Genomic DNA, 21,865 nt, shown 5'->3' on the forward strand with positions numbered 1-21,865 from the left:
TCGGCCTTGGCCACACCTCGCTCTTCGCCGCTCTACCACGACGACCCGAAGCTCTTCTCGTTCCGCGGCGTCGTCCTCGCCCACGAGACGCACGCCGGCCGCCCGAGCGTGCTGCTCGATCGCACCGCATTTTACCCCGAGTCCGGCGGGCAGATGGCCGATCGTGGCCGCCTCGACGAGGCCGCCGTCGTCGACGTGCAGGTCGACGACGAGGGCCGCATCCATCACGTGCTCGAAGGTCCGCTGCCCGCGATCGGCGCCGAGGTGCAAGGCTCGATCGACAAGCCGCGCCGCCTCATCCACATGGCGCAGCACACGGGCCAGCACATGCTCTCGCGCGCGCTCGCCGACGTCGCCCGCGCCGAGACCGTCTCCTCGCGCCTCGGCGAAAGCGCGTGCACGATCGACCTCGACGTCGTGGCCCTCGACGAGCGCGCCGTCGCCGAGGCCGAGGCCCTCGCCAACGCCGTCATCGACGACGACGCTCCGATCCGCGCGTTTTTCCCCTCCGAGGACGAGCTCCGCGCGCTGCCGCTGCGAAGGCAGCCCAAGGTGCACGAGAACGTGCGTGTCGTCGCGATCGGCGACTTCGACGTCTCGCCTTGCGGGGGCACGCACTGCACGAACACCGCGCAGGTCGGCTTCGTTCGTGTCGACGCGCTCGAGCGGTACAAGGGCAAGATGCGCGTCACGTTCTCCGCGGGCGTGCGGGCGCGGACGAAGCTCTCGCGCGAGGCCGACCTCGTGCGCGCGCTCGCCCGCGAGCTCACCTGCGGTCCGGAAGACGTGCCCGCGGGCATCGAGAAGCTGCGCCGCGAGCTCGACGAGGCGCGTCAGGCGCTCGGGCGCGTGCGGGGACGCGTGGCCGGGGCGATCGCCGAGGCGCTCGTGAAGGAAACGCGGGCACGCGGCGAACGCGCGGTGATCGGCGTCGTCGAGGATGCTTCGCTCGACCTCGTGCGCGCGGTGGCCGGGCGCATCACGGCCGAAGGGGATCTCGTCGCGCTGCTCGCGGGCGAGGCCGACGGAGGGACGATCGTGCTCGCGGCGCGCGGGCCGTCGAGCGACTTCGACTGCGGCGCCTTCCTGAAGCGCGCCGCGGCCGCGGTGGGCGGGCGCGGCGGTGGCAGGCCTGAGCGCGCAGAGGGCCGTTTGCCGGCCGGGATCGACTGGCCGGCGATCGCGGCCGCGACGCTCGCGGTACCCGCACGCTGACCACGCGCCCGGTCACAGGTTGCTGCACGTATCGGCGATGGGATCGGTCGCCGGCGGGCATCCTGCCGACGCCACCGGGGGCACCATCACCGGCCCGAGCATGGCCGCATCCGCCTCGAAGTTCATGCCGAACGAGAGCGCCTCGCAGAGCGTGTCCTTGTCGGTCGTGTCGGCCATCAGCACGTCGGCCGCGCGGCACGTGATCTGCCGCGTCGCCGGGTAGAGCGGCGAGTCCGTGCAGAGCGGGTTTCCCTTCGTGTCGCGGAAGCTCGCGAGCGTGGGGAACAGCTCCGGCACGGGCAGCTTCGCGCCGATCCTGCCCTCGCGCAGATGGAACCGACCGGCCGAGGTCGGCTCGATGCGCGCCACGAGCACCAGGTTCGACAGCGCGGCCCGTATCGACGCGAGCGCGCTGTCCGTGACCACGAACGGCGCGTCCGGGATCCGGGCGACGAGCTTGCCATCCGTCACGTACGCCGCGGCGTCGACGAACTGCGGCGCGTACGGATCCATCGGGGTCGGCGCGAGGAAGTCCTGCCGGATCGACCACGCATCCGCGCCTTGCCACTCGGGCGACGCCGACAGCCCGAGGCTCCCGTACCAGCCGACCTCGACCAGATCGTCGTCGCGCTCGCCGCTGTAGCCCCGCACGCGGACGAGCACGGTCCAGTGCCCGGACTCGGTGAGGCCGCGCAAGTAGCTCGACATGCTCTCCACGTTCATGATGTACGCAAGCGCGCCGAAGAGCGCGTAACTCGCGGCGTCGTGACCGCTGTCGTCGTCGCAGTACCCTTTGTCGTCCGACGAGCTGAGCGACTCGCACCCGCGCTTGTCCTCGGTGCACGAGCAGAGCCCGTCGAGGTTCAGTCCGGGAAGCGCGTCGTTCAGGCCTTTCTCCATGTCGATCGTGCGCAACGCGACGACGAACTCCCCCTCGCCGCCCACGCCGTCCACCATCGGCGGCTCGGGGACCTCGTCGCGCATGCACATCGCCGGCGGCGCGCCGCCCGCGCCTCCGCCGCCTGTCCCGAGCGAGAGCTCGTCCGGGATGCCGCCCACGAGCTGGCACCCGGCCGCCCCTGAAAGTACGACGAAGAGCCCGCGCGTAGCGCTCCTCCGAACCGGCATCGCTCCTCCTGAACGGCAGGGCCGCGCGCGAAGATCACGGCGCGCGCCCGCGATCGAGCAGATCACGATCGGGGCGGGCCGTCCACCCGCACCCTGCGCGTCGCGGCGGACGCCCGGGACGCGTGCGCGCCTTCGCGCGTGTGTTTTGCCTGGCATCGAGCCGTTTCATCGGCTACGCCGGCCCCATGCGCCGCCGGACCCTCGCGCTCGTGCCGCTCGTCGCCCTCGCCCTCGCGAGCACGGCGTGCGACGAGACGTCCGACACCGACACCGATCTCGAGACCACGACGACCCTGCCGACCAGCATCCTCGTCGACCCGAGCCTCTTCATGGGCGACGTGCCTTGCTCCGCCGCGAGCGGCGCCATGCAGAGCTACGTGGCCACCGTCCTCGACGTCACCGACGCGTCCGCGCCCTTCCCCCTCCCCTCGTCGCCGCCCGTCACCTGCACGGCGAGCGTCATTTTCCGGCAAGTCCTCGTCAACCACGTCTACCGCGTCCAGATCGACGGCTACGACGTCCCCGCCGCCGAGCTCGTGCCCGTCGGCGGCACCTCCTCCGGCAGCCGCAGCATGGTCCGCCGCGCCGCGCCGAACGCGGGCAACGTCACGCCGCTCTGGTCCACCTTCTGCGAGGACCTCACCGCGCAGCAAAACGTCCGCTCCACGCCGAAGACGTGCGAGGAGCTCGCGCCGCTCTCCACCGAGACCGGCGTGCTCGTCGAGCCCCGCAGCACGCTCGCGGGCACGAGCGCGATCCCCGGCCTCGAGCTCACGTGCAAGCAGAGCTCGGTCGATCCGCAGGGCAACCCCGTGATCACGGGGGACGTCGCGAGCTTCGACGTGCGCCCGGCCGACCCAGCGCTCGCCCCGCTCGTCAACCTCCCCTGCACGAGCCCTGCGCCTGCGCCCTACACGCAGAACATCGAGCCCGGCCAGAGCTACACCTTCCGCGTCGAGGCCCGCGCCGCGGCTGGCGGACCCGTCACGTGGGGCGCCTCTTGCACGGCGATCGCCGTGAAAGGCCTCGTGACCCATGCGCTCTGTGATCCGCTGAGCAAGGACGGCGCGCTCGACCTCTCCCTCGCGGATGTCCTCGCGGCCGCGGGCACCTCGTGCGCGAAGGAGAACGTCGCGACGTACGACGCCGTCCTCGGCGCGCCCGGCGATCTCGAGGCCGACGCCATCGATTGCGACAAGCCCATCCGCTTCACGCCGCTCGAGCCCGGCGCTTACACGAACATCGAGCTCATCGGCCGTGACGCTGCGGGCGCCGTGGCCGTGACCGCCACGTGCACCGCCGAGATCGCCCCCGGCGCGGTCAGCACGGCCACCTGCGCGCTCGTGCCTTGAGCGTCTCCGAGAACGGCCCAGACGGTCTGGCCGGGCCAGCGCCGCGACGCACCGATTCCTGGGCACAAAACCCTCGAACCTGATTGCAGGTTCACGGGTCGTATACTACCTGAGAACGTCCTTCGGCCGGCGTGGACGAGGCTTTTTCCGGGCCTCCTCGCGCCAAAGGCCCAGGCCCGAGCGGCGGTATGGAAGATACCTCGAACATCACGCAGAAGATCCCCGTCAGCATCCAGGACGAGCTCAGGAACAGCTACCTCGATTACGCGATGAGCGTGATCATCGGTCGCGCCATCCCCGACGTGCGCGACGGGCTCAAGCCGGTGCACCGCCGGATCCTCTTCTCGATGCACGAGCAGAAGATCGGCCCGAGCGGGTCGCACAAGAAATGCGCGCGCGTCGTCGGCGACGTGCTCGGCAAGTATCACCCGCACGGGGATATGGCCGTGTACGACGCGCTCGTCCGCATGGCGCAGCCGTTCAGCCTCCGCTACCCGCTCATCGACGGACAAGGCAACTTCGGCTCCATCGACGGCGACTCGCCTGCGGCCATGCGCTACACGGAGTCGCGCCTCGCCCGCACCGCGAACGAGCTGCTCGCCGACATCGAAAAAGAGACCGTCGATTTCACCCCGAACTACGACGACTCCGAGCTCGAGCCCACGGTCCTCCCGGCGAAGTTCCCCCAGCTCCTCGTCAATGGCTCGGGCGGCATCGCGGTCGGCATGGCGACGAACATCCCGCCGCACAACCTCGGCGAGATCATCGACGCCACGGTCCAGCTCATCCGCAACCCGGACGCGACCGTCGAAGACCTGATGCAGCACGTGAAGGGGCCCGACTTCCCCACGGGCGGCCTCATCTACGGCAAGAGCGGCATCGACCAGGCGTATCGCACGGGCCGCGGCACCATCGTCATGCGCGGCCGCTGCATCGTCGAGAAGACGTTGAAGGGCGATCGCGAGCAGATCGTCATCACCGAGATCCCCTACCAGGTCAACAAGGCCAAGCTCGTCGCCAAGATCGCCGAGTGCATCAAGGAAAAGCGCATCGAGGGCATCTCCGAGGTGCGCGACGAGAGCGACCGCGAGGGCATGCGCGTCGTCGTCGAGCTGAAGAAGGACGTCTTCCCCCAGGTCGTCCAGAACCAGCTCTACCGCCTCACGGACCTGCAATCGACGTTCGGCGTCATCAACCTCTCGATCGCGAACGGCCGCCCCGCCGTCCTCGGCCTCAAGGAGACGCTCGCGCACTTCGTCGAGCATCGCCGCGAGGTCGTCACGCGGCGCACGCGTTACGAGCTTCGCCAGGCCGAAGCGCAGCGCGAGCTCGTCGAGGGCCTCGGCATGGCGACGACCGACGTCGACGTCATCGTCTCCACCATCCGTTCCTCGCAGGATCCCGAGGAGGCGCGTGAGCGCCTGCAGAAGCTCCCCTTGCGTGGCTTCGGCGACTTCCTGCGCCGCGCGGGCCGCCCCGAGCCCGAGTGCAAGGACGCCGACGGGCGCGGCGACTACTTCCTCTCCGAGCGCCAGGCCAAGGCCATCCTCGAGATGCGCCTCTCGCGCCTCACGGGCCTCGAGCGTGAAAAGCTCGCCCGCGAGTACGGCACGCTCGTCGAGGAGATCATCCGCCTGACCGGCATCCTCGCCGACGAGCGCAAGCTCATGGACGTCATCGTGGGCGAGCTCGAGGACGTCAAGAGCCGCTACAACGACGCGCGCCGCACCGAGATCGTCCCGACCGAGGCCGAGATCCAGGTCGAGGACCTCATCCAGGAGGAGGACATGGTCGTCACCATCTCCCACCTGGGGTACGTCAAGCGCACGCCGACTTCGACGTACCGGGCCCAGCGCCGCGGCGGCAAGGGCATGGTCGGCATGGAGGCGCGGGACGAGGACTGGGTCAGCCAGCTCTTCGTCGCCTCCACGCACAGCTACGTCTTCTTCTTCAGCGACAAGGGCAAGGTCTACGTCAAGAAGGTCTACGAGATCCCGAGCGCGGCGCGTAACGCCAAGGGTCGGGCGATCGTGAACTTCGTCGGGATGGAGCAGGGCGAGAAGATCGCCGCCATCACGCCCGTCCCGCGCATCGAGACCGGCTGGTTCGTCGTCACGCTCACGCGGCGCGGCCAGATCAAGAAAACCGCGCTCGAGGAGTACGAGAACTTCCGCGACAAGGGCATCATCGGCGTGCGCATCGAGGAGGACGATCAGCTCCTCTCCGCGGCGATCACCGACGGCAGCCGCGAGTTCCTCATCGCCACGCACAAGGGCATGTCGATCCGCTTCGCCGAGGAGGAGGTCCGTCCCACGGGCCGCGCCACCATGGGCGTGAAGGGCATCGAGCTCAACGAGGGCGATTTCGTGGTCGGCCTCTGCGTCACGGACGGCGGGCGTGATCGGGTCCTCGCGGTCTGCGAGCGCGGGTATGGCAAGCGCACGCCGCTCGACGAGTTCCGCCTCCAGAGCCGCGGCGGCAAGGGCGTCATCCTCATCGACGCGAGCGAGCGCAACGGCCCGGTCGTCGGCGTCGCCATGGTGTCGCCGGCGGATCAGATCATGCTCGTGACGGATCGCGGACAAACCCTGCGCACCAAGGCCAGCGAGATCCGCGAGACCGGCCGCAATGCCCAGGGTGTGCGCCTCATGAACGTCGACGGCGACGAGCGCATCGTGGCGATCGAGGCCTTTGCCGAGGCCGAAGAAGGCACGGTCCCGCCCCCGCCGCTCGAGACGGACGGCGCGCATGGCACGAACGGCACGAGTCACGACGGGACGAACGGCGTCGCCGAGTGACAACCCGCCCCCCTGGCACCTCGCGTGACCGGGAGCTAACGTAAGCACTGTCACACAGCATCGCCGGGGCTCACCCGGTCACCCGGGGATCCCCGGGGGTTTGGGGGCGTAGCTCGGCTTGTCCGAGCGTAGCCCCCAAGCGTTGACGACCTTGGGGGTGTAGCTCGGCTCGTCCGAGCGTAGCCCCCAAGCGTTGACGGGTTTGGGGGTGCAGCTCGGCTCGTCCGAGCGTAGCCCCCAAGCGTTGACGGGAGGCGCTTGGGGGGTGCGACGCGCAGGATCGCATGCGTGTGGTCCCTCCATTGCTGGGGGGGCAACATGCTCGAGCTATTTCGGTCGCGACGCCGTGCCATCGTATGGTTCGTCGAGGCTGCCCTGCTCGTGTCGCTCGTTTGCGCGGGTGCGGCGGCGATCGAGGGGTATCGTGACGTCGCCACGCTTTCGCGCGTGCTCGACGCCGCGGCGATCACGCTCGTGGCGCAGGCGTCGCTTTATTACCATGGCCTTTACGGACCTTCGCCCATTCGCGACCTCCGTACCCTGGCCTGGAAAGTCGCGCGCGCGCTCGCCGTCTCGGTCCTCCTCCTCTGGCTCGTCTTCCAGGGTTTTTCGAATGACGCGGGCGAGCGCTTCGGCGCCGTCGCGCTCGGCCTCACGGCGGGCGCGCTCGTCTTGCCGCTTTTTCGCACCGGGCTCGCGCGGGCGGCGGCGAGCGACCGCCTTTGCAAGCGAACCTTGGTCCTCGGCTCGGGGCCGCTCGCGGACGCGGTGATCACGGGCGCGCGGACCCACGACACCGGCGGGATGCGATTCGTCGGCCGGCTCGTGCAGGAGGGCGACCCGGGCCGCGCCGCGCCCGATGTCCTCGGCACGTACGACGAATTGCCGCGCATCGCCGCGGCGCACGGCGTCCGGCACATCATCGTCTGCGCCGCGGATCGGCGGGGCAAATTGCCCATCGATGCGCTGCTCGAGCTCAAATTCCGGGGCATCGAGATCGAGGAAGGCGTGGAGTTTTACGAGCGCATCACGGGCAAAATCTTCGTCCGTGAATTGCGCCCGAGCCAGCTCGTATTCGCGCACGGCTTCCACGTGGCAAAGCGGACGCTCGTCGGAAAACGCATCCTCGACGTCGTCTGCGCCTCGGTCGGGCTCGTGCTGGCGGCGCCGCTGATGCTGCTCACGGCGATGGCGATCAAGCTCGATTCGGCGGGCCCGGTGCTTTATTCGCAGGTGCGGAGCGGGGTCTTCGGCATGCCCTTCACCATTTACAAGTTCCGGTCGATGCGCACGGACGCGGAGGCCGATGGAAAGGCTCGCTGGGCGTCGGAGGACGATCCACGCGTGACGCGGGTAGGCCGCTTCATTCGCAAGACCCGGCTCGACGAGCTGCCGCAGCTCTGGAACGTGCTCGCCGGCGACATGAGCCTCGTCGGCCCGCGGCCCGAGCGCCCGAGCTTCATCGAGGAGCTCGAAAAGGCGATTCCCTTCTTCCGGCAACGCCTTTTCGTCAAGCCGGGGCTGACCGGATACGCGCAGGTCCGCTACCATTACGGGGCCACAACCGAGGACCAGCTCGAAAAGCTGCAGCACGATCTGTTCTACATCAAGACGCTGTCGGTGTGGTTCGATCTGTCGATTTTGCTCGATACGGTGAAGGTGGTGCTGCTGCGGATTGGGGCGCGCTGAAGGCGTTGCGCTGGGGCGTCGCCCCAGGCCCCAGCAGGGGCTGTCCGCCCCTGCACCCGGACCAGCGCAAGCGCTGGACCCAAGCTGCATCGACCGCGATGCGGTCGATGCAATCGAGGTCCAGATCGGCGTCGGCGCCTCACGCGCAAGCGTCACTCGACGTCTCGATCGCACTCGTCGCGTCACGCAACCAGGTCGATCCAGACCTCGATCGCACCCAGCACCTCACGCAACCGGGTCACTCGACGCCTCGATCGCACCTCGCGCCTCACGCAACCGGGTCACTCGACACCTCGATCGCACCCGGCGCCTCACGCAACTGGGTCGATCCAGGTCTGGATCCACCCAGTTGCGCAAGCCACACTACACATCTGTCACTCGTCGTAGAACGCGTCCTCGTCCTCGTCGGCCGTCTTTGTTTCCTGGCCCCCCGCCGCGCGCGCCTCCTCCTCGTCGAGCACCGCCGGCCGCGCGTCCTGGTCCTGCAGATCCGGATCCCGCGGCACCCGCCGCATCGGATCCGTCGAGCCGATCGCCGAGATCGCCACCGTCACCATCGTCCGGAACGTCGGCGCCGACGCGCCTGTCGGGTCGGGCTCGAAGCGCATGTTGATGAGCTCGAGATCGACCCCACCTGTCACGAGAAGCCCTGTCGCGAGCGGGATTCCGAGCGAACCGCCTGCGGCCACCGCCGTCGTCACGAACTTTCCCTCGGGCAACGGCGTTCCCGTCGGCAACCCGAGCCGCGGCTGCGTCGCGAGTGGCGCCTCGCCATGGCGGAAGCGCAGGATTCCGCGGGCGATCACGCTCCGGAACTCCCGCCCGCCCCGCGGCCGACTCCACATTTCGAGCCCCGCCGCGTGCTGCGCCCCGAACCCGATCCGCGGGCCGAGCGACGAATACGAAAAACCGTACGTCCCGATAACCCCGTATCCACGCCCGGCATAACGCGCGTCGATGCGCGCGTCGGGCGCGATCACGGCCGAGGCCTCGTCCTGCAGGAACGTCGGCGGACTCGCCACCGTCATCCCGAAGGCCGCGGAGCCCCGGATCTGCCGGGAAACCTCGAAGGTCGCGGAGGCGAGGCCCGTGACGGTGGTGATGTCCGCGGGCCCGCGCGTGAGGTCCACGTCGAGCAGCGCGTGCGTGAAATGGGTGTAGCCGGCCCGCACGATGGGGCCGAGGCGGAATCGACGCCCGGCGAGCCACGAGAACGAGGCGCTCCCGAGCACCGCGTGGCTATCGAGCCCCACAGCCTCGGGGTGATCCGCGGCGACGGCGCCCGCTTGCGTGTATCCCGCCTCGAAACGCGCATACGACCGCGGCGTCGTGGTCGCCGTGAATCCGACGCGGCTCCCGAGCGTGTAAATGACCCTTCCCTGGAGAAAAGGATCCCGCGCCGTCAGATCATTCGTGGCGCGGAGCCCGAGCCGCGAGGCGAGGAGCCCGTCCGCGGAGAAAGAAAAGGCCGTGCGAGGCGAGGTCACGACATCGAGCCGCGTCACCGCCGTGCCTGCAATATCCTGCGGGGACAATGCGCCCCGCGTCGCCGCCAGCGCTCGCCCGTAACGCCCGGAGATATCGAACAAGAATGCCGTGCGCGCCCCGCGCGAGACGATCCTCGCCGCCCCGTCCACGCTCGTCAGCGCGATGCCATAACCGCCCGTGGGCGTGATGCCCGTGACCGCGCTTTGCTCGACCGTGACCGACGCCGTCGCGTCGGTGACGGCGAGCCCTCCCGCGGGAAAAAAGCCCAGCATGCGCCTCCTTCTCGTTCCGAGCCGCTCGATGCTTTCATCGGGCTGTCAGCCGCTCCGGCTCTGCGTCCCGCATCGGCTCGGTCCCATATCGCCCGAGCCCGACCGCGAAGCCGAGCCCGTGCGCGAGGTGCATCACGGGAAACATCGCCGCCACGAGGAATACCAGGCGCGCGCCGACGCGCCGCGAAGCCCACGCCGCCGCCGCGAAAATGGCCAGCGCGTACACCGTGGCGGCCGCGCGGAGGATCGGCCTCGCCGGCGGATAAAAGGCCGCGAGCGCCGTGAGCACGGTGAACGTGACCAGCGTCGCGAACGGGATCAGGGGCCGGATCGAGGGCGGCAACCCTCGCCGGAGGATCGTCCGCGCTCGCCCCGAGCCGTAATTGAAATATTGGTGAAACAAGGCGCGAAACGACGAGCGCGGATAATAATGCCCCACGATGTCGCGCGATTGATAAATGCGACCCCCACGCGCCCAGATCCGCTGGTTCAGCTCCGCGTCCTCGTTCGTCCGCGCGTCCGGGTCGAAGAGGCCCGCGAGCTCGAAGGCCTCGCGGCGGAACGCGCCGCACCACACGCTCTCGACGTATCCCTCGCGATCCGGGTCGCGTGACGCCGAGCCGCCCACGCCGAGCGGGCTCCCGAGCGCCGCGCAAAGCGCCTTCTGAAACGTGGTCTTCGCCCGCGGACGCATGGCGCCTCCGACGTTGAGCGCCCCCGTCCGCCGGAGCGCCGCGACGGACGCGGCCACGTATCCGGGCTCGTAATCGGCGTGGGCGTCCATGCGAACGATCACGTCCCCGCGGGAGCGCTTGATCGCCATGTTCATGGCCGCGGCCTGGAGGCGCTGGGGATTGTCGAGCAGGATGATGCGGGGATCCTCGGCCGCGAGCGCGCGCACGATGTCGCGCGTCCTGTCGAGCGAACGCCCGTCGACGACGAAAATCTCCAGGCGATCGGCCGGATATCGTTGCCCTGCCGCCGCCCGCACGACCCGCTCGATGTGCTCCTCTTCGTTGTAACAAGGAATCACGATCGAACAGAAGGGACGTTCGGCGAGCGTCCGAAGGATCACGCCGCCCCGCCCCGACTCGGGTCCCCAATCATCCATCCAAAGCCCCCCGAAAAGCCCCCGAAAAGCTCGGACCCGCCGAGCCCCGCCGCCACACCACGACGCGGCCAGCTTCCCACATCCTGAATCCTTTTCAATCGGGCGAAATCCGAGTCCGATTGCAGGGCGCCCCGGGCGGGCGGATCCAGCGAATCCGTGTTCACGCATATGCGAGTTGCGAACACGAATGCGCATGCAATGCTCCGGGGCGTTGCTCGGGACAACCCATTTTTCCTCTGGTGACGGCGGGCGGCTGCGTGTCCTCGCCGTGACGCGGATCTTCCCGAATCGGGTGGAGCCGCTCGCGTGCCCATTCCAGCGCAGGCAGCTCGCCGCATTGTCGCGCCTCGCGGACGTCCAGGTGCTCGGGGTCGTGCCCTGGGTGCCCGGCGCTTCGCTGATGGGCGATCGCGCCCGGGTCGGAAAGCTCTGCCGTGTGCCCGCGGAGGACACGATCGACGGCCTGCACGTGGTGCACCCGCGCGCGCCGTACCTGCCGCTCGCCGGGCCGTGGCTCTCCGCCGTGAACGGGCCGCTCTACCTCGCGGGCCTCGTCCCGCACCTCGCCGCGCTGCGCCGACGCTTCGACGTCGTGCTCGGCGCGTTCCTCTTCCCCGACGCGTGGGCCGCGCGGCACCTCGCCCGCGCCCTCGGCCTGCCGTACGCCGTGAAGGCGCACGGCACCGACGTGAACGTGATCGCGCGCTGGCCGTCCGTGCGCGCCCTCGTGCACGCGACACTGCAGCGCGCGGGCGTGGTGATCGGCGTGAGCCGTCCGATGCTCGAGGCCCTCGCCGCGCTCGGCGCGCCGCGTGATCGTGTGACGCTCGTCCCGAACGGCGTCGATCGCGCGCTCTTCCAGCCACGAAGCCGCGGCGAGGCGCGGGCGGCGCTCGGGCTCGATGCGCGTTCGAAGGTGCTCGTCTACGTCGGACGCCTCGAACCGGAGAAGGGCCTGCACGAGCTCTGCGATGCGCTCGCTTCGATCGAAGCACGCGCGCCGAAGCAGTTCACGGTCGCGCTCGTCGGTGATGGATCGATGCGCAAGACGCTGGAGGAGAAGCGTGACGCGGGGTTGCCGCTGGTCGTGACCGGCGCGCGCCCGGCCGAGGAGGTCGCGCGTTTCCTTGCCGCTTCCGATGCGCTCGTGCTCCCGAGCTGGAACGAGGGCACGCCCAACGTCGTGCTCGAAGCGCTCGCCGCGGGCCGCCCTGTCGTCGCGACGCGCGTGGGCGGCATCCCCGACGTCGTCTCGCACGAGCGCACGGGCCTGCTCGTGCCTGCGCGCGACACGGCTGCGCTTGCGAGGGCGATCGAGCAAGCGACGAGCCGATCGTGGGACGAGGACGAGCTCACGCGAGCAGCGCCGCCCGGCTGGGATCGAAGTGCGGAGGCTTTGCTCGCGGCGCTCGAGCGCGCGAGATCGGTGCACGCATGAAGCGCGGGGCGAGCGTCGCGTCGGCCCTCGCGCTCTTCTTCGTCGCGACCGCGGCGGCAGCCGAAGGGCCCCGCGTCGTCGTGGTGGACGACGGCGCGCGCGTGCGGCGCGAAGGGCCCGATCTCGATCGAGTGATCACGCGAGGGCAAACGCTCGGCGGAGCTGATCGACCGATCGAGCTCGCAGCGCTCCGCGGCGAGGTGGTCGCGATCCAGGTGATCGTCGAGGCCGGCGACACGCCGCTCGACGCCGTCCGCGTGGAGATCGCGCCGCCGCGGGCGCCGATCCGTGTCGATCGTTTCATCGAGTCGTATGTCGAGATCACCGCACGATCCCGCAACGATCGGCACGCGGGCGAATCACTCGGCTGGACGCCTTCGTCGCGTCCTCCCGACGAGGACGTGCTCGGCGCCGTGCCCGACGCGCTGGTCCCCGTGGAGCATGCGCCTTCGTGGCTCCCCTACCCTTTGCGGATCCAACCTCGATCCCGCGGCGCGATCTGGATCGACGTCGAGGTCCCCACGAGCACGCCGCCCGGCCGTTACCCGACCGAGATCGTCGTGACGCATGCAGGCGGCGCCCTCTCGCGTTTGCCTGTGGCCCTCGACGTCGCCAGCGCCGAGCTCCCGTACCGCGCCACGAGCTTCCTCGCCTACTACGAGCCACGAAACCTCGTCCAGCGCATCGGGTCACTCGAACCCGCGGAGAGACAGCTCTTCCAGCTCCTCCACCGGCACCACGTGGATGCGCTCGGCTCGATCCGCACCGAAGCCGACGTCGATCGCCTCCGCCCCGCGCTCACGGGTGATTTGTACACCAAAGAATACGGTTACGATGGCCCGGGAGAAGGCATCCCTGCGACTGCGGTCACGCTCGGCGCCTACGGCACGCTCGGCGATCCGCACCCGGACAAACTCCGCGCGATCGAGGCGCTCGTCCCGAAGATCCCGGACGCGATCGAGGACATCTTCCTCTACGCGATCGACGAGCAGTGCAAGAGCCCGCGTGGCCCGACGTGGCGCTCGCTCCTCGCGCGCTCGCCCGTGCAGAAGCGCGTGCGCGTGGCGCACTCCTGCGCCGAGGACCCACGCCACCAGAAGGTCGACCTCGTCCTCTTGCCGTCGCAGACCTTCCAGCAAGACGCGGCGCTCGGCACCCGCGATCAAGGCCGCGACGTGTGGGTCTACAACGGAAGGCTCCCGCACTCGGGTCCGCTCATGCTCGACGCACCCGCCACGAGCCTGCTCGCCGATGCCTGGATCGCGGCCACGCGGCCCACGGGTCGCTGGTTCCTCTGGGAGACGACCTTCTGGAACGACGGGAACCGCGGCGGCCGCGGCCCGATCGATCCCTTCGTCGTCGCCGAGACCTTCCACAACGACGAAGGCGACAGCGCGCTCGGCGACGGCGTCCTCGTCTACCCGGGCAAACAGATGGGCCGCTTCGCGCACCACTCGGCCGGCTTCGAGGGCGTCTTCCCTTCGATGCGGCTGAAGCTCTTGCGCCGCGGCATCCAGGACGCGGGCTACCTCGCGCTCGCGCGGAGCGCGCATCCGGCCGAGGCCGATGCGATCACCACGCGCCTCCTTCCTCGCGCGCTCGACGAGGTCGACCTCGATGAAGTCACGCCGTTTCCCACGGACGCCGCCCCGTACAAGGCCGCGCGCGAAGCTCTCCGCGCGCTCATCCCGGACGGCGGGCGCCTCGATCCCCGCCAAACGGCGGCCGTCCTCGACGCGGGTCGCGCAGCGCGTCAAATCGCGCGAGGGCCTCTCTTTCGCGGCAAAACGCGCCTCGTCGTGGCCTTCGCCACCCTCGCGCTCGTCGCCGCATCCCTCGCTGGGTGGCTCGTTCGACGCGCGCGACGCCGTGCTTCGTGATCCGCGGACGGGCAGCCTGGGGTAAGCTCGCCCTCGCGAATGCCCCCGAAGAAAGCACCGTCCGCGGCCTCGCCTCCGCCTTCCGACGTGGGGCTCCTCGAGGAGATCGGCGGCGGTTTTCTCGGCGCCGCGGCCACCGTCGGCGGCATGGGCATGCTCGGCTACCAGATCCTGCGGAGGCTCGTCACCTTCCGCATCGATCGCGCCGAGACCCTCCGAAACCTCTATCGGATGGGCGTGAAATCGATCCCGATCGTGATCGTCACGGCCCTCTTCACGGGCGCGATCATGGTCATCCAGGCCGCGCCGCTCGTCGTGCGCCTCGGGGCGCAGGGCCTGCTCGGCTGGGGCGCGGGCTTCGGCATCCTGCGCGAGATCGCGCCGCTGCTCACCGCGCTCATGATCAACGGCCGCGTCGGCGCGAACAACACCGCCGAGCTCGGCACCATGGTCGTCACCGAGCAGATCGACGCGCTGCGCGTGCTCGCGATCGATCCCATCGCGTTCCTCATCGCGCCGCGCTTCGTCGCGATGGTGACCACGCTCTTCCTGTCCACGATCTTCGCCGACACGCTCGCGCTGTTCGGCGCCGCGTACGGAGGCCTCGGCCTGCTCGGCGTCGAGCCGAAGACGTTCTACAACGGCCTCACGAGCGGCCTGCTCGGGCTCAACGACGTGACGAGTGGACTCATCAAGAGCATCGTCTTCGGCATCGTGATCGCGCTGTCGAGCTGCCAGTACGGGCTCGGGGTGAAGGGCGGCGCGCCGGGCGTCGGGCGGGCCGTGAACGCGACCGTCGTGGCCTCGGCCGCGGGCATCTTCGTCCTCGACTACTTCGTCTCCTTCACGCTGGACTGAGGGCACGTGAGCGCGGCGAAGACCCACGACGAACCCGCGCCGCCGAGTGGCATCGACCAGGCCGCCGAGGAGCCGGACACGTCGATCGCGGCCGTGGTCGGCGCGCAGGCGATAGAGCTCGTGGGCATGGGCCTCGAGATCGCCTCCGTGTTCATCCGGACGCTCTACTACTGCTTCCGCGGCCGGCCGGACTTCGGCGCGGTCGTGCGGCAGATGTTCGAGATCGGCAACCGCTCGGTCGTCTTCTTGACCGTGGTGATGGGCTTCATCGGGATGATCCTGGTCCTCCAGGGAGGGCTTCAGGTGAAGCGCATCCTGCCCGAGTTCAGCATGGTCGGCGCCTCGTACCTGGAGCTGCTCGTCCGGGATCTCGCGGCCACGATCAGCGCGCTCATGCTCGCCACGCGCGTCGGCGCGGGCATCGCGGCCGAGATCGGCTCGATGGTCGTCACCGAGCAGGTCGACGCGCTGCGCATGTGCGCGGCCGACCCGATCGACTACCTCATCAAGCCGCGGTTCCTCGCGAGCCTCGTCATGACGATCTGCCTCGTCATCTGGGCGGCGGGCGTCGCGATGCTGACGGGCATGCTCACCGCGTACATCATGTTCGATGTCAACCCACGGACGTTCTTCAACCTGCACCTCGTCGACACGGGCGACCTCGTCGTGGGCCTGGCGAAGTGCCTGGCGTACGGCGCCGCGATCCCGGTCGTCGCGGGCCACTCGGGGCTCACCACGCACGGCGGCAGCGAGGGCGTCGGCTGGGCGACCACGCGCGCTGTCGTGAACGCCTCGCTCGCGGTGATCGTGCTCGATCTGATCCTCTCCGCGCTTGGCTACGTGCTCCTGGGTCCCTAGGTTCGTTCTGACGCCCCGCACCATGCCCGAGCTGCCCGAGGTCGAGCACCAGGCGCGCGCGCTCCGCCGGATCCTCGAAGGCGCGCGCATCGAGCGCGCCGAAGCCGACGCGACGCCCGTTCTGAAAGGAAAAACCACGCCGGCCACGTTCGCGGACGCCCTCGCGGGGCGCTCGTTCTGCGGGATCGAGCGCGTGGGCAAGCAGCTTCTGCTCTCGTTCGACGCGGGCACGGGCCTCGCCTGCCACCTCGGCATGACGGGCAAGTGGCGTTGCCGCGTGGGCGACGAACCTCCCCGCCACGGCCGCGCGCGCCTCTTTTTGCAGGACGGCCGCGTGCTCGACTACGTCGACGTGCGGATGCTCGGTCGGCTCGAAATCGTACCGCGCGACGCGTTCGCGACGATCGTCTCGTCCCTCGGCCCCGATCCGCTGCGCGACGGCCTCGACGCGCCTCGCCTCACCGCGCGGATCGCCGGCGCTTCCCGGCCGATCAAGAACGTCCTGCTCGATCAGACCGTCCTCGCGGGACTCGGCAACATCCAGGCGACCGAGGCCCTCTTCCGCGCCCGCGTGCATCCTTCCCGCGCGGCCGACTCGCTCACGCCTGCCGAGCTCGAAGCGCTCGCCGACGGGATCCTCGCGACGATCACGCACACGCTCACCGCGCATGAACGCGACGACGAGATCGTCTACCTCTCCGATCGAACCGACGCGCCGAACCCGTTCCTCGTGTACGGTCGCGTGGGCGAACCTTGCCCGCGTTGCGGCGTGCCGATCCGCGCTCTCACGATCGCCGGCCGCACGAGCCCCTTCTGCCCGCGCTGCCAGCGCCTCACTCGATCGGGCCCTCGGCGCGGCCGTGGATGAACTGCTGGATGATCGCGTCGTTCGAGGCCTTGAAGTCGTCCGGAGTCCCAAGAAGACGCACAAAACCTTTGTAGAGCATCACGATCCGATCGGCGATCGAGAAGATGCTCACGAGGTCGTGGCTCACGACGATGCTCGTCACGCCGAGCGTGTCGCTGAGCTCGCGGATGAGTTTGTCCACGCGCCGCGCGCTCACCGGATCGAGGCTCGTCGTCGGCTCGTCGAAGAGCACGTACCTCGGATCGAGCGTGAGCGCGCGCGCGATGGCCACGCGCTTGCGCATGCCGTCGCCGAGCTCGGGCGGGAAGCGATCGGCGAACTCGCGCATGTGCACCTGATCGAGCCGTTTTCGCGCCTCGGCGAGCGCCTCCTTCGGCTTCAGGCCTTTGTGCTTGCGCAGCGGCAGCGCCACGTTCTCCGCGCAGGTCATCGAGTCGAACAGCGTCGAGTGCTGGAAGACCATCGCGCACTTCATGCGCACCGGGTACATCTGCTCCTCGTCGAAGCGGCTGATCTCCTCGCCGTCGAGCCAGATCTCGCCCGCGTCCGGGTAAAGCAGGCCCACGAGGTGCTTGATGAGCACGCTCTTGCCCACGCCCGATTGACCGATGATGAAAAAAACCTCCCCGTCTTGAACGTCGAAGCTGACGTCCTCGATGACCTTCTTCGTCCCGAAGGACTTGGCGAGGTGGCGGAAGGAAATCATGACGCAGTGAGCCGCATACTCGGGGCTACGCGGGTCTGGGTTTGCCGCTGGACATCGTGCATAGTGGACGCATGGCGAGCCCGCGATCCATCGAGGTCAAGGTCGGCATCCTGATCCTGACGGCCACCGTGCTCCTCGCGGTGTTCATCCTCGTCATGGGCGGCATCAACTTCCAGTCCACGTATGCCCTCTTCGTCGACTTCGACAACCCCGGCGGCCTGCAAAGCGGCGCTCCTGTAAAGATCGCCGGCGTCAAAGTAGGAAAAATTACGGAAATACAGTTCCGGGGTGGAGAGGCGCCGGGCGGCGCGGGCAAACGCGAGCCGCTCGTGCGTGTGAAGGTCGAGCTCGAGAAGCGCTACCAGCAGAGCGTGCGTGACAACGCGGTCTTTTACGTGACCTCGTCGAGCGTGCTCGGTGAGCAGTTCCTCGCGCTCGATCCCGGCTCGGGCGATCGACCCGTGCTCGCGGAGAACGCCATCGTGCGAGGCCTCGATCCGCCGCGCCTCGACATGCTGATCGCGAAGGCGTACGACCTGCTCGACACGACGGTCAACGCGCTCTCCGGCAACAAGGACGAGATCGGCACCGCGCTGAACGGCCTCTCGCGCACGCTGAAGGGCACCGGCGATTTCTTCGAGAAGAACGGCGACCGTCTCGACCGCATCGCGGCGAACGTCGAGCAGATCACGGTGGACACACAGGACACCGTGCGCGAGGCCAAGCAGAAGTACGTCGAGAACCCGCAGATCGATCGCATCCTCGCGAACGTGGACAAGACGACGGGCGCGCTCGCGCAGGACGCGCCGCCGCTGCTCGCGGACGCGAAGGCCACGCTCGCCAACGTCAAGCGCGTGAGCGAGACCGTCGGCGGCGAAAACGAGCAGGCGAAGATCCGGCAGGCGATCGGCGATCTCGCCGAGATCGCCAAGACCACGAAGGGCATCACCCAGGACGCGCAGGAGATCGCGTCGAGCGTGCGGCGTGGCAAGGGAACGGTGGGCGCGCTCGTGATGGACGAGCAGCTCTACGACGACCTCCAGGAGCTCGTGCGCGACCTCAAGCACAACCCCTGGAAGTTCTTCTGGCGCGAGTAATCGCGCGAAGCCTCACTCGAACTCGAAGAGGGCTTCCCCTTCCTTCACGGCCTTGCCCTCCTCCGTCAGGACCTTCGTGATCGTGCCCTCGTCCTCGGCTTCGACGGGCATCTCCATCTTCATCGACTCGAGGATCGCGACGGTGGTCCCTTCCTCGACCTTGTCGCCGACCTTGACCTCGATCTTCCACACGTTGCCCGTGATGTGCGCCTTGATGACCTTTGCCATGGGGCGGCGACGCTAGCGGAGGTCCGTCTCGATGGGAAGCGAGGACGGACGGGTCCTCGCGTGCGCCCCGCGCCCCGGGGCCGCGGCTGATCCCGGAAACGGCGCGTCCGTCAAGCGGGAAAACGCAGATTGGGGCCCTCGGGCACGGAGTTCACCCGTCTTCCGGGACGAAATCCCGAGGTGCGGCAGGCCCTCGGGAAAAGAATCGACTCCACCCAATTGACAGGCATCTTGAGGAGTTGATACCGACAGGCGCCGCGGTACTCTCACATTGGCGGGTGTCCTCGGAAAGGTGCGGTCGTGCTGTCGAAGCACGGCGGTCCTCCCCCGGGGCGAACGGCGAGCGCGCTGCTTTCGAAGGAGCCACGACGCATGTCCGAACAGAAGGAAAGCTCGGTCCTGTTCTCCCTCAAGGAGCTCATGAACCTCGAGGAGGACCGTATCAAGCAGGAGGAGGATGCGAAGGCCGCCGCTGCGGCCGCCGCAGAACGAGCCCGGCTCGACGAGGAGCGCCGGAAGCGCGACGAAGAAGAAGCGCGCATCCGGGCCGAGGAAGAGCGCAGGGCGCTGGAAGAGCGCAAGGCCCGCGAAGAGGCCGCGCGTCTCGAAGCGATCCGTCAGGCCGAGGTCGAGAAGGCCCGCGTCGAGGCCGAGCAGAAGGCCCGCCTCGAGGCGATGAACGCGCAGCAGCAGCACGAGCGGAAGCTCGCCGAGCTGCAGCACGACGAGTCGAAGAAGAAGCTGCGCAAGACGCTCTACGGCGTGGTCGCGGCAGTCGTCGTGCTCGGCGGCGCCACGGCCGGCATCATCATCAACCAGAGCCAGAAGGCCGAGCAGGAGCGCCAGGCCCTCGCCGATCAGGCGCGGCAAGCCGAGGAAGAGCGCAAGAAGGCCGAGCAACAGGCGAAGGAGCAGCAGCAGAAGATCGACAGCCTGCTCAGCCAGTTGACGAGCGCGAAGGACGAGGCGACGCGTCTCGCCCTGCAGAAGCAGCTCGACGAAGAGAAGGCGAAGCAGGACGCGGCCAAGAAGGGCGGCGGCGGTGGTGGTCGTCCGGCAGCGGGCGGCGGCGCAGCCAAGCCCTGCAACTGCGCGCCCGGCGATCCGCTCTGCAGCTGCCTCTGAGAAAGGCGATCGGCCCGCGCGATCGCAAGCGCGGGCCGCCGTTTGCATCGCCAAGGTGCAAACGCATGAAGCGCACGGCTCCCGCGACAGCCCCGGACACCTCGTCCGGCCGCGAATCCCCCTCCCCTCATGACCCCGATGAAGCCCCGATGAACGACGCGACGAGGCGGCTCGTCTTCCCACTCGACTACGGTTCGCTCGACGAAGCCAGGGCCGGCGCGCGTGTCGTCGCTCCATCCGTCGGCGTGCTCAAGGTGGGGCTCGAGCTCTTCGTGCGGGAAGGGCCGGCGGCAATCGCCGCATGCCACGATCTCGGCCGGGACGTTTTTCTCGATCTGAAGCTGCACGACATCCCGGAGACCGTGGGCCGCGCAGTGCAAAGCGCAGCGGCGCTCGGGGTCCGGTACCTGACGGTGCACGCACATGGAGGCCGCGCAATGCTCGAACGCGCAGCCACAGAGGCCGCACGCGCAAGCGCGCCGCTCACGATCCTCGCAGTGACAGTGTTGACGTCGCTCGACGGCGCAGATCTCGCAGCGCTCGGTTTGTCCACGTCGCCCGCAGAGCAAGCAGAGCGCGTCGCGCGGGTCGCGTGGGACGCAGGCATACGAGGGTTCGTCGCATCCGCTTCGGAGGCAGCGACGCTACGAAACGCGCTCGGGCCCGACGCGCTGCTCGTCACGCCGGGGATCCGACCGGCAGGCAGCGCAGCCGGGGATCAAAAACGGATCACGACGCCAGCGCAGGCGATCGCAGCAGGGGCGGATCTGCTCGTGGTCGGGCGGCCGATCCGCGACGCAGCAAGCCCGCTCGACGCTGCACGTTCCGTCGTGGCCGAGATCGAAGGCGCACTCGCCGCGAGGCGCGCATGAGCCGACTCATCTACGGCCTGCAGCCCGTTCGCGAAGCCGTGCGCGTGCACGGCGAAGCGCTCGAACGTGTCGTCGTCGAGCAAGGCGGAAGCCCCAAGATCCAGGCCGTCGGCCGCTTCGCCGAGGGCCGCGGCATCCGCGTCGAGACCGCCCCCCGCGCCGAGCTCGATCGTCGCACCGGCGGCGGGAGGCACCAAGGCGTGCTCGCCGTCGCGCCGGACCTCAAGATCCGCGGCGTGGATCAACTCGCAGTCGAGCCGACGTCCATCATCGTCGCGCTCGACGGAATCATGGATCCCCAGAACTTCGGGGCGATCGTGCGCAGCGCCGTCGCACTCGGGGCCACAGGGATCGTCTGGCCCGAGCACAGCTCCGCACCACTCTCGCCGGCCATGTTCCGCGCCTCCGCAGGCGCCATCGAGCACGCCACACTCTGTCGCGTTTCGTCCTTGCCGGAGGCGCTGCGATCCCTCGCAGATCGAGGCGTCACCGTGATCGCGCTCGACGCACAGGGCCCAACCACACTCGGCGCGGTCGATCTACGCGGTCCGGTGGCGATCGTGATCGGCGCCGAAGACAAGGGCGCGCGCAAACCCGTGCTCCGCGCCTGTCAGCACATCGCGCGCTTGCCGATGGCAGGGCCGATCGGATCGCTCAACGCCTCGGTCGCAGGCGCGCTCGCCTTGTACGAGGTGCTTCGTCAGCGGCAGGTGCCAGCCTGAGCGGGGCTTTGCCCCGCACCCCAGCAGGGGGCTGTCCGCCCCCTGCACCCCGGACCAGCGCAAGCGCTGGACTCGTGGTCGATGAACTGCGCGATGCGCAGTTCATCGAACGGGCCAGGTCGAGACCGGCGAGGGGCTGGCCAACGGGCCCGCTGGATGA

18 protein-coding genes are annotated in these 21,865 nt (G+C 69.1%); 13 read left to right on the forward strand and 5 right to left on the reverse strand.

Annotated features, from left to right (window positions below; translation table 11 throughout):
• The first annotated feature begins 6 nt into the window (after nt 1-6).
• Nucleotides 7-1,215, forward strand: coding sequence for a DHHA1 domain-containing protein (locus tag QHF84_RS20315; RefSeq protein ID WP_281314996.1), 1,209 nt, complete (start codon nt 7-9; stop codon nt 1,213-1,215).
• Nucleotides 1,216-1,227: 12 nt separating this feature from the next.
• Here the strand turns inward: QHF84_RS20315 and QHF84_RS20320 are convergent, their stop codons facing one another.
• Complete coding sequence (locus QHF84_RS20320; RefSeq protein ID WP_281314997.1) at nt 1,228-2,343, reverse strand: hypothetical protein; 1,116 nt, start codon at nt 2,341-2,343, stop codon at nt 1,228-1,230.
• A gap of 185 nt (nt 2,344-2,528) precedes the next feature.
• Between QHF84_RS20320 and QHF84_RS20325 the strand changes: the two genes are divergently transcribed.
• From QHF84_RS20325 to QHF84_RS20335, 3 genes are all read left to right on the forward strand, one after another.
• Entirely contained in the window at nt 2,529-3,695 is a 1,167-nt protein-coding gene (locus tag QHF84_RS20325; RefSeq protein ID WP_281314998.1) for a hypothetical protein, read from the forward strand.
• 188 nt (nt 3,696-3,883) lie between these two features.
• Nucleotides 3,884-6,493, forward strand: a complete 2,610-nt coding sequence (gyrA, locus tag QHF84_RS20330; RefSeq protein WP_281314999.1) for a DNA gyrase subunit A — start codon at nt 3,884-3,886, stop codon at nt 6,491-6,493.
• Nucleotides 6,494-6,811: 318 nt separating this feature from the next.
• Nucleotides 6,812-8,182: a TIGR03013 family XrtA/PEP-CTERM system glycosyltransferase gene (locus tag QHF84_RS20335; RefSeq protein ID WP_281315000.1), complete on the forward strand. Its 1,371-nt coding sequence runs from the start codon at nt 6,812-6,814 to the stop codon at nt 8,180-8,182.
• Nucleotides 8,183-8,556: 374 nt separating this feature from the next.
• On the opposite strand, the gene QHF84_RS20340 is transcribed toward QHF84_RS20335, so the two are convergent.
• On the reverse strand, nt 8,557-9,942 hold the full coding sequence (locus QHF84_RS20340) for a hypothetical protein (protein WP_281315001.1): 1,386 nt from the start codon (nt 9,940-9,942) through the stop codon (nt 8,557-8,559).
• 34 nt (nt 9,943-9,976) lie between these two features.
• On the reverse strand, nt 9,977-11,053 hold the full coding sequence (locus tag QHF84_RS20345) for a glycosyltransferase family 2 protein (protein ID WP_281315002.1): 1,077 nt from the start codon (nt 11,051-11,053) through the stop codon (nt 9,977-9,979).
• A 193-nt stretch (nt 11,054-11,246) separates the two neighbouring features.
• On the opposite strand from QHF84_RS20345, the gene QHF84_RS20350 reads away from it, so the two are divergent.
• The 5 genes from QHF84_RS20350 to mutM are packed head-to-tail and all read left to right on the forward strand — an operon-like array spanning nt 11,247 to nt 16,955.
• Entirely contained in the window at nt 11,247-12,491 is a 1,245-nt protein-coding gene (locus QHF84_RS20350; protein ID WP_281315003.1) for a glycosyltransferase family 4 protein, read from the forward strand.
• Nucleotides 12,488-14,371 (forward strand): DUF4091 domain-containing protein, encoded by a 1,884-nt coding sequence (locus QHF84_RS20355; RefSeq protein ID WP_281315004.1) that lies wholly within the window; start codon nt 12,488-12,490, stop codon nt 14,369-14,371. Before QHF84_RS20350 ends, QHF84_RS20355 begins: the two co-directional genes overlap by 4 nt.
• A gap of 39 nt (nt 14,372-14,410) precedes the next feature.
• Nucleotides 14,411-15,229, forward strand: coding sequence for an ABC transporter permease (locus QHF84_RS20360; RefSeq protein ID WP_281315005.1), 819 nt, complete (start codon nt 14,411-14,413; stop codon nt 15,227-15,229).
• Between the two features lie 6 nt (nt 15,230-15,235).
• Nucleotides 15,236-16,087, forward strand: a complete 852-nt coding sequence (locus QHF84_RS20365; protein ID WP_281315006.1) for an ABC transporter permease — start codon at nt 15,236-15,238, stop codon at nt 16,085-16,087.
• Between the two features lie 22 nt (nt 16,088-16,109).
• Nucleotides 16,110-16,955, forward strand: a complete 846-nt coding sequence (gene mutM / locus QHF84_RS20370; protein ID WP_281315007.1) for a DNA-formamidopyrimidine glycosylase — start codon at nt 16,110-16,112, stop codon at nt 16,953-16,955.
• On the opposite strand, the gene QHF84_RS20375 is transcribed toward mutM, so the two are convergent.
• A complete protein-coding gene (locus QHF84_RS20375) occupies nt 16,921-17,661 on the reverse strand; it encodes an ATP-binding cassette domain-containing protein (protein WP_281315008.1) in 741 nt (246 codons plus the stop codon). The genes mutM and QHF84_RS20375 overlap by 35 nt on opposite strands.
• Nucleotides 17,662-17,732: 71 nt before the next feature.
• On the opposite strand from QHF84_RS20375, the gene QHF84_RS20380 reads away from it, so the two are divergent.
• Nucleotides 17,733-18,758 carry an MlaD family protein gene (locus QHF84_RS20380; protein WP_281315009.1) on the forward strand — a complete coding sequence of 342 codons (1,026 nt, stop codon included), beginning with the start codon at nt 17,733-17,735 and terminating at the stop codon, nt 18,756-18,758.
• 12 nt (nt 18,759-18,770) lie between these two features.
• Here the strand turns inward: QHF84_RS20380 and QHF84_RS20385 are convergent, their stop codons facing one another.
• On the reverse strand, nt 18,771-18,986 hold the full coding sequence (locus QHF84_RS20385) for a biotin/lipoyl-binding carrier protein (RefSeq protein ID WP_281315010.1): 216 nt from the start codon (nt 18,984-18,986) through the stop codon (nt 18,771-18,773).
• Nucleotides 18,987-19,358: 372 nt separating this feature from the next.
• Between QHF84_RS20385 and QHF84_RS20390 the strand changes: the two genes are divergently transcribed.
• The 3 genes from QHF84_RS20390 to rlmB all read left to right on the forward strand — a co-directional run bounded on the left by QHF84_RS20390 (nt 19,359) and on the right by rlmB (nt 21,705).
• Nucleotides 19,359-20,111 (forward strand): hypothetical protein, encoded by a 753-nt coding sequence (locus tag QHF84_RS20390; protein ID WP_281315011.1) that lies wholly within the window; start codon nt 19,359-19,361, stop codon nt 20,109-20,111.
• Between the two features lie 149 nt (nt 20,112-20,260).
• Nucleotides 20,261-20,983 (forward strand): orotidine-5'-phosphate decarboxylase, encoded by a 723-nt coding sequence (gene pyrF / locus QHF84_RS20395; RefSeq protein ID WP_281315012.1) that lies wholly within the window; start codon nt 20,261-20,263, stop codon nt 20,981-20,983.
• Entirely contained in the window at nt 20,980-21,705 is a 726-nt protein-coding gene (gene rlmB / locus QHF84_RS20400; protein WP_281315013.1) for a 23S rRNA (guanosine(2251)-2'-O)-methyltransferase RlmB, read from the forward strand. The genes pyrF and rlmB overlap by 4 nt, the downstream gene beginning before the upstream one ends.
• The last annotated feature ends 160 nt before the right edge of the window (nt 21,706-21,865 follow it).

Origin of the sequence: Polyangium sp. y55x31, from assembly GCF_029946505.1 — a bacterium.
In the GTDB taxonomy this organism is placed as follows: domain Bacteria; phylum Myxococcota_A; class Polyangia; order Polyangiales; family Polyangiaceae; genus Polyangium.

What these genes read in the sequence shown, in the direction of transcription:
- QHF84_RS20345 (WP_281315002.1), bottom strand. Translation starts at nt 11,053, where the DNA reads ATGGATGATTGGGGACCCGAGTCGGGGCGGGGCGGCGTGATCCTTCGG.
- QHF84_RS20340 (WP_281315001.1), bottom strand. Translation starts at nt 9,942, where the DNA reads ATGCTGGGCTTTTTTCCCGCGGGAGGGCTCGCCGTCACCGACGCGACG.
- pyrF (WP_281315012.1), top strand. Translation starts at nt 20,261, where the DNA reads ATGAACGACGCGACGAGGCGGCTCGTCTTCCCACTCGACTACGGTTCG.
- QHF84_RS20360 (WP_281315005.1), top strand. Translation starts at nt 14,411, where the DNA reads ATGCCCCCGAAGAAAGCACCGTCCGCGGCCTCGCCTCCGCCTTCCGAC.
- rlmB (WP_281315013.1), top strand. Translation starts at nt 20,980, where the DNA reads ATGAGCCGACTCATCTACGGCCTGCAGCCCGTTCGCGAAGCCGTGCGC.
- mutM (WP_281315007.1), top strand. Translation starts at nt 16,110, where the DNA reads ATGCCCGAGCTGCCCGAGGTCGAGCACCAGGCGCGCGCGCTCCGCCGG.
- QHF84_RS20335 (WP_281315000.1), top strand. Translation starts at nt 6,812, where the DNA reads ATGCTCGAGCTATTTCGGTCGCGACGCCGTGCCATCGTATGGTTCGTC.
- QHF84_RS20380 (WP_281315009.1), top strand. Translation starts at nt 17,733, where the DNA reads ATGGCGAGCCCGCGATCCATCGAGGTCAAGGTCGGCATCCTGATCCTG.
- gyrA (WP_281314999.1), top strand. Translation starts at nt 3,884, where the DNA reads ATGGAAGATACCTCGAACATCACGCAGAAGATCCCCGTCAGCATCCAG.
- QHF84_RS20385 (WP_281315010.1), bottom strand. Translation starts at nt 18,986, where the DNA reads ATGGCAAAGGTCATCAAGGCGCACATCACGGGCAACGTGTGGAAGATC.
- QHF84_RS20355 (WP_281315004.1), top strand. Translation starts at nt 12,488, where the DNA reads ATGAAGCGCGGGGCGAGCGTCGCGTCGGCCCTCGCGCTCTTCTTCGTC.
- QHF84_RS20320 (WP_281314997.1), bottom strand. Translation starts at nt 2,343, where the DNA reads ATGCCGGTTCGGAGGAGCGCTACGCGCGGGCTCTTCGTCGTACTTTCA.
- QHF84_RS20350 (WP_281315003.1), top strand. Translation starts at nt 11,247, where the DNA reads ATGCAATGCTCCGGGGCGTTGCTCGGGACAACCCATTTTTCCTCTGGT.
- QHF84_RS20325 (WP_281314998.1), top strand. Translation starts at nt 2,529, where the DNA reads ATGCGCCGCCGGACCCTCGCGCTCGTGCCGCTCGTCGCCCTCGCCCTC.
- QHF84_RS20390 (WP_281315011.1), top strand. Translation starts at nt 19,359, where the DNA reads ATGTCCGAACAGAAGGAAAGCTCGGTCCTGTTCTCCCTCAAGGAGCTC.
- QHF84_RS20375 (WP_281315008.1), bottom strand. Translation starts at nt 17,661, where the DNA reads ATGATTTCCTTCCGCCACCTCGCCAAGTCCTTCGGGACGAAGAAGGTC.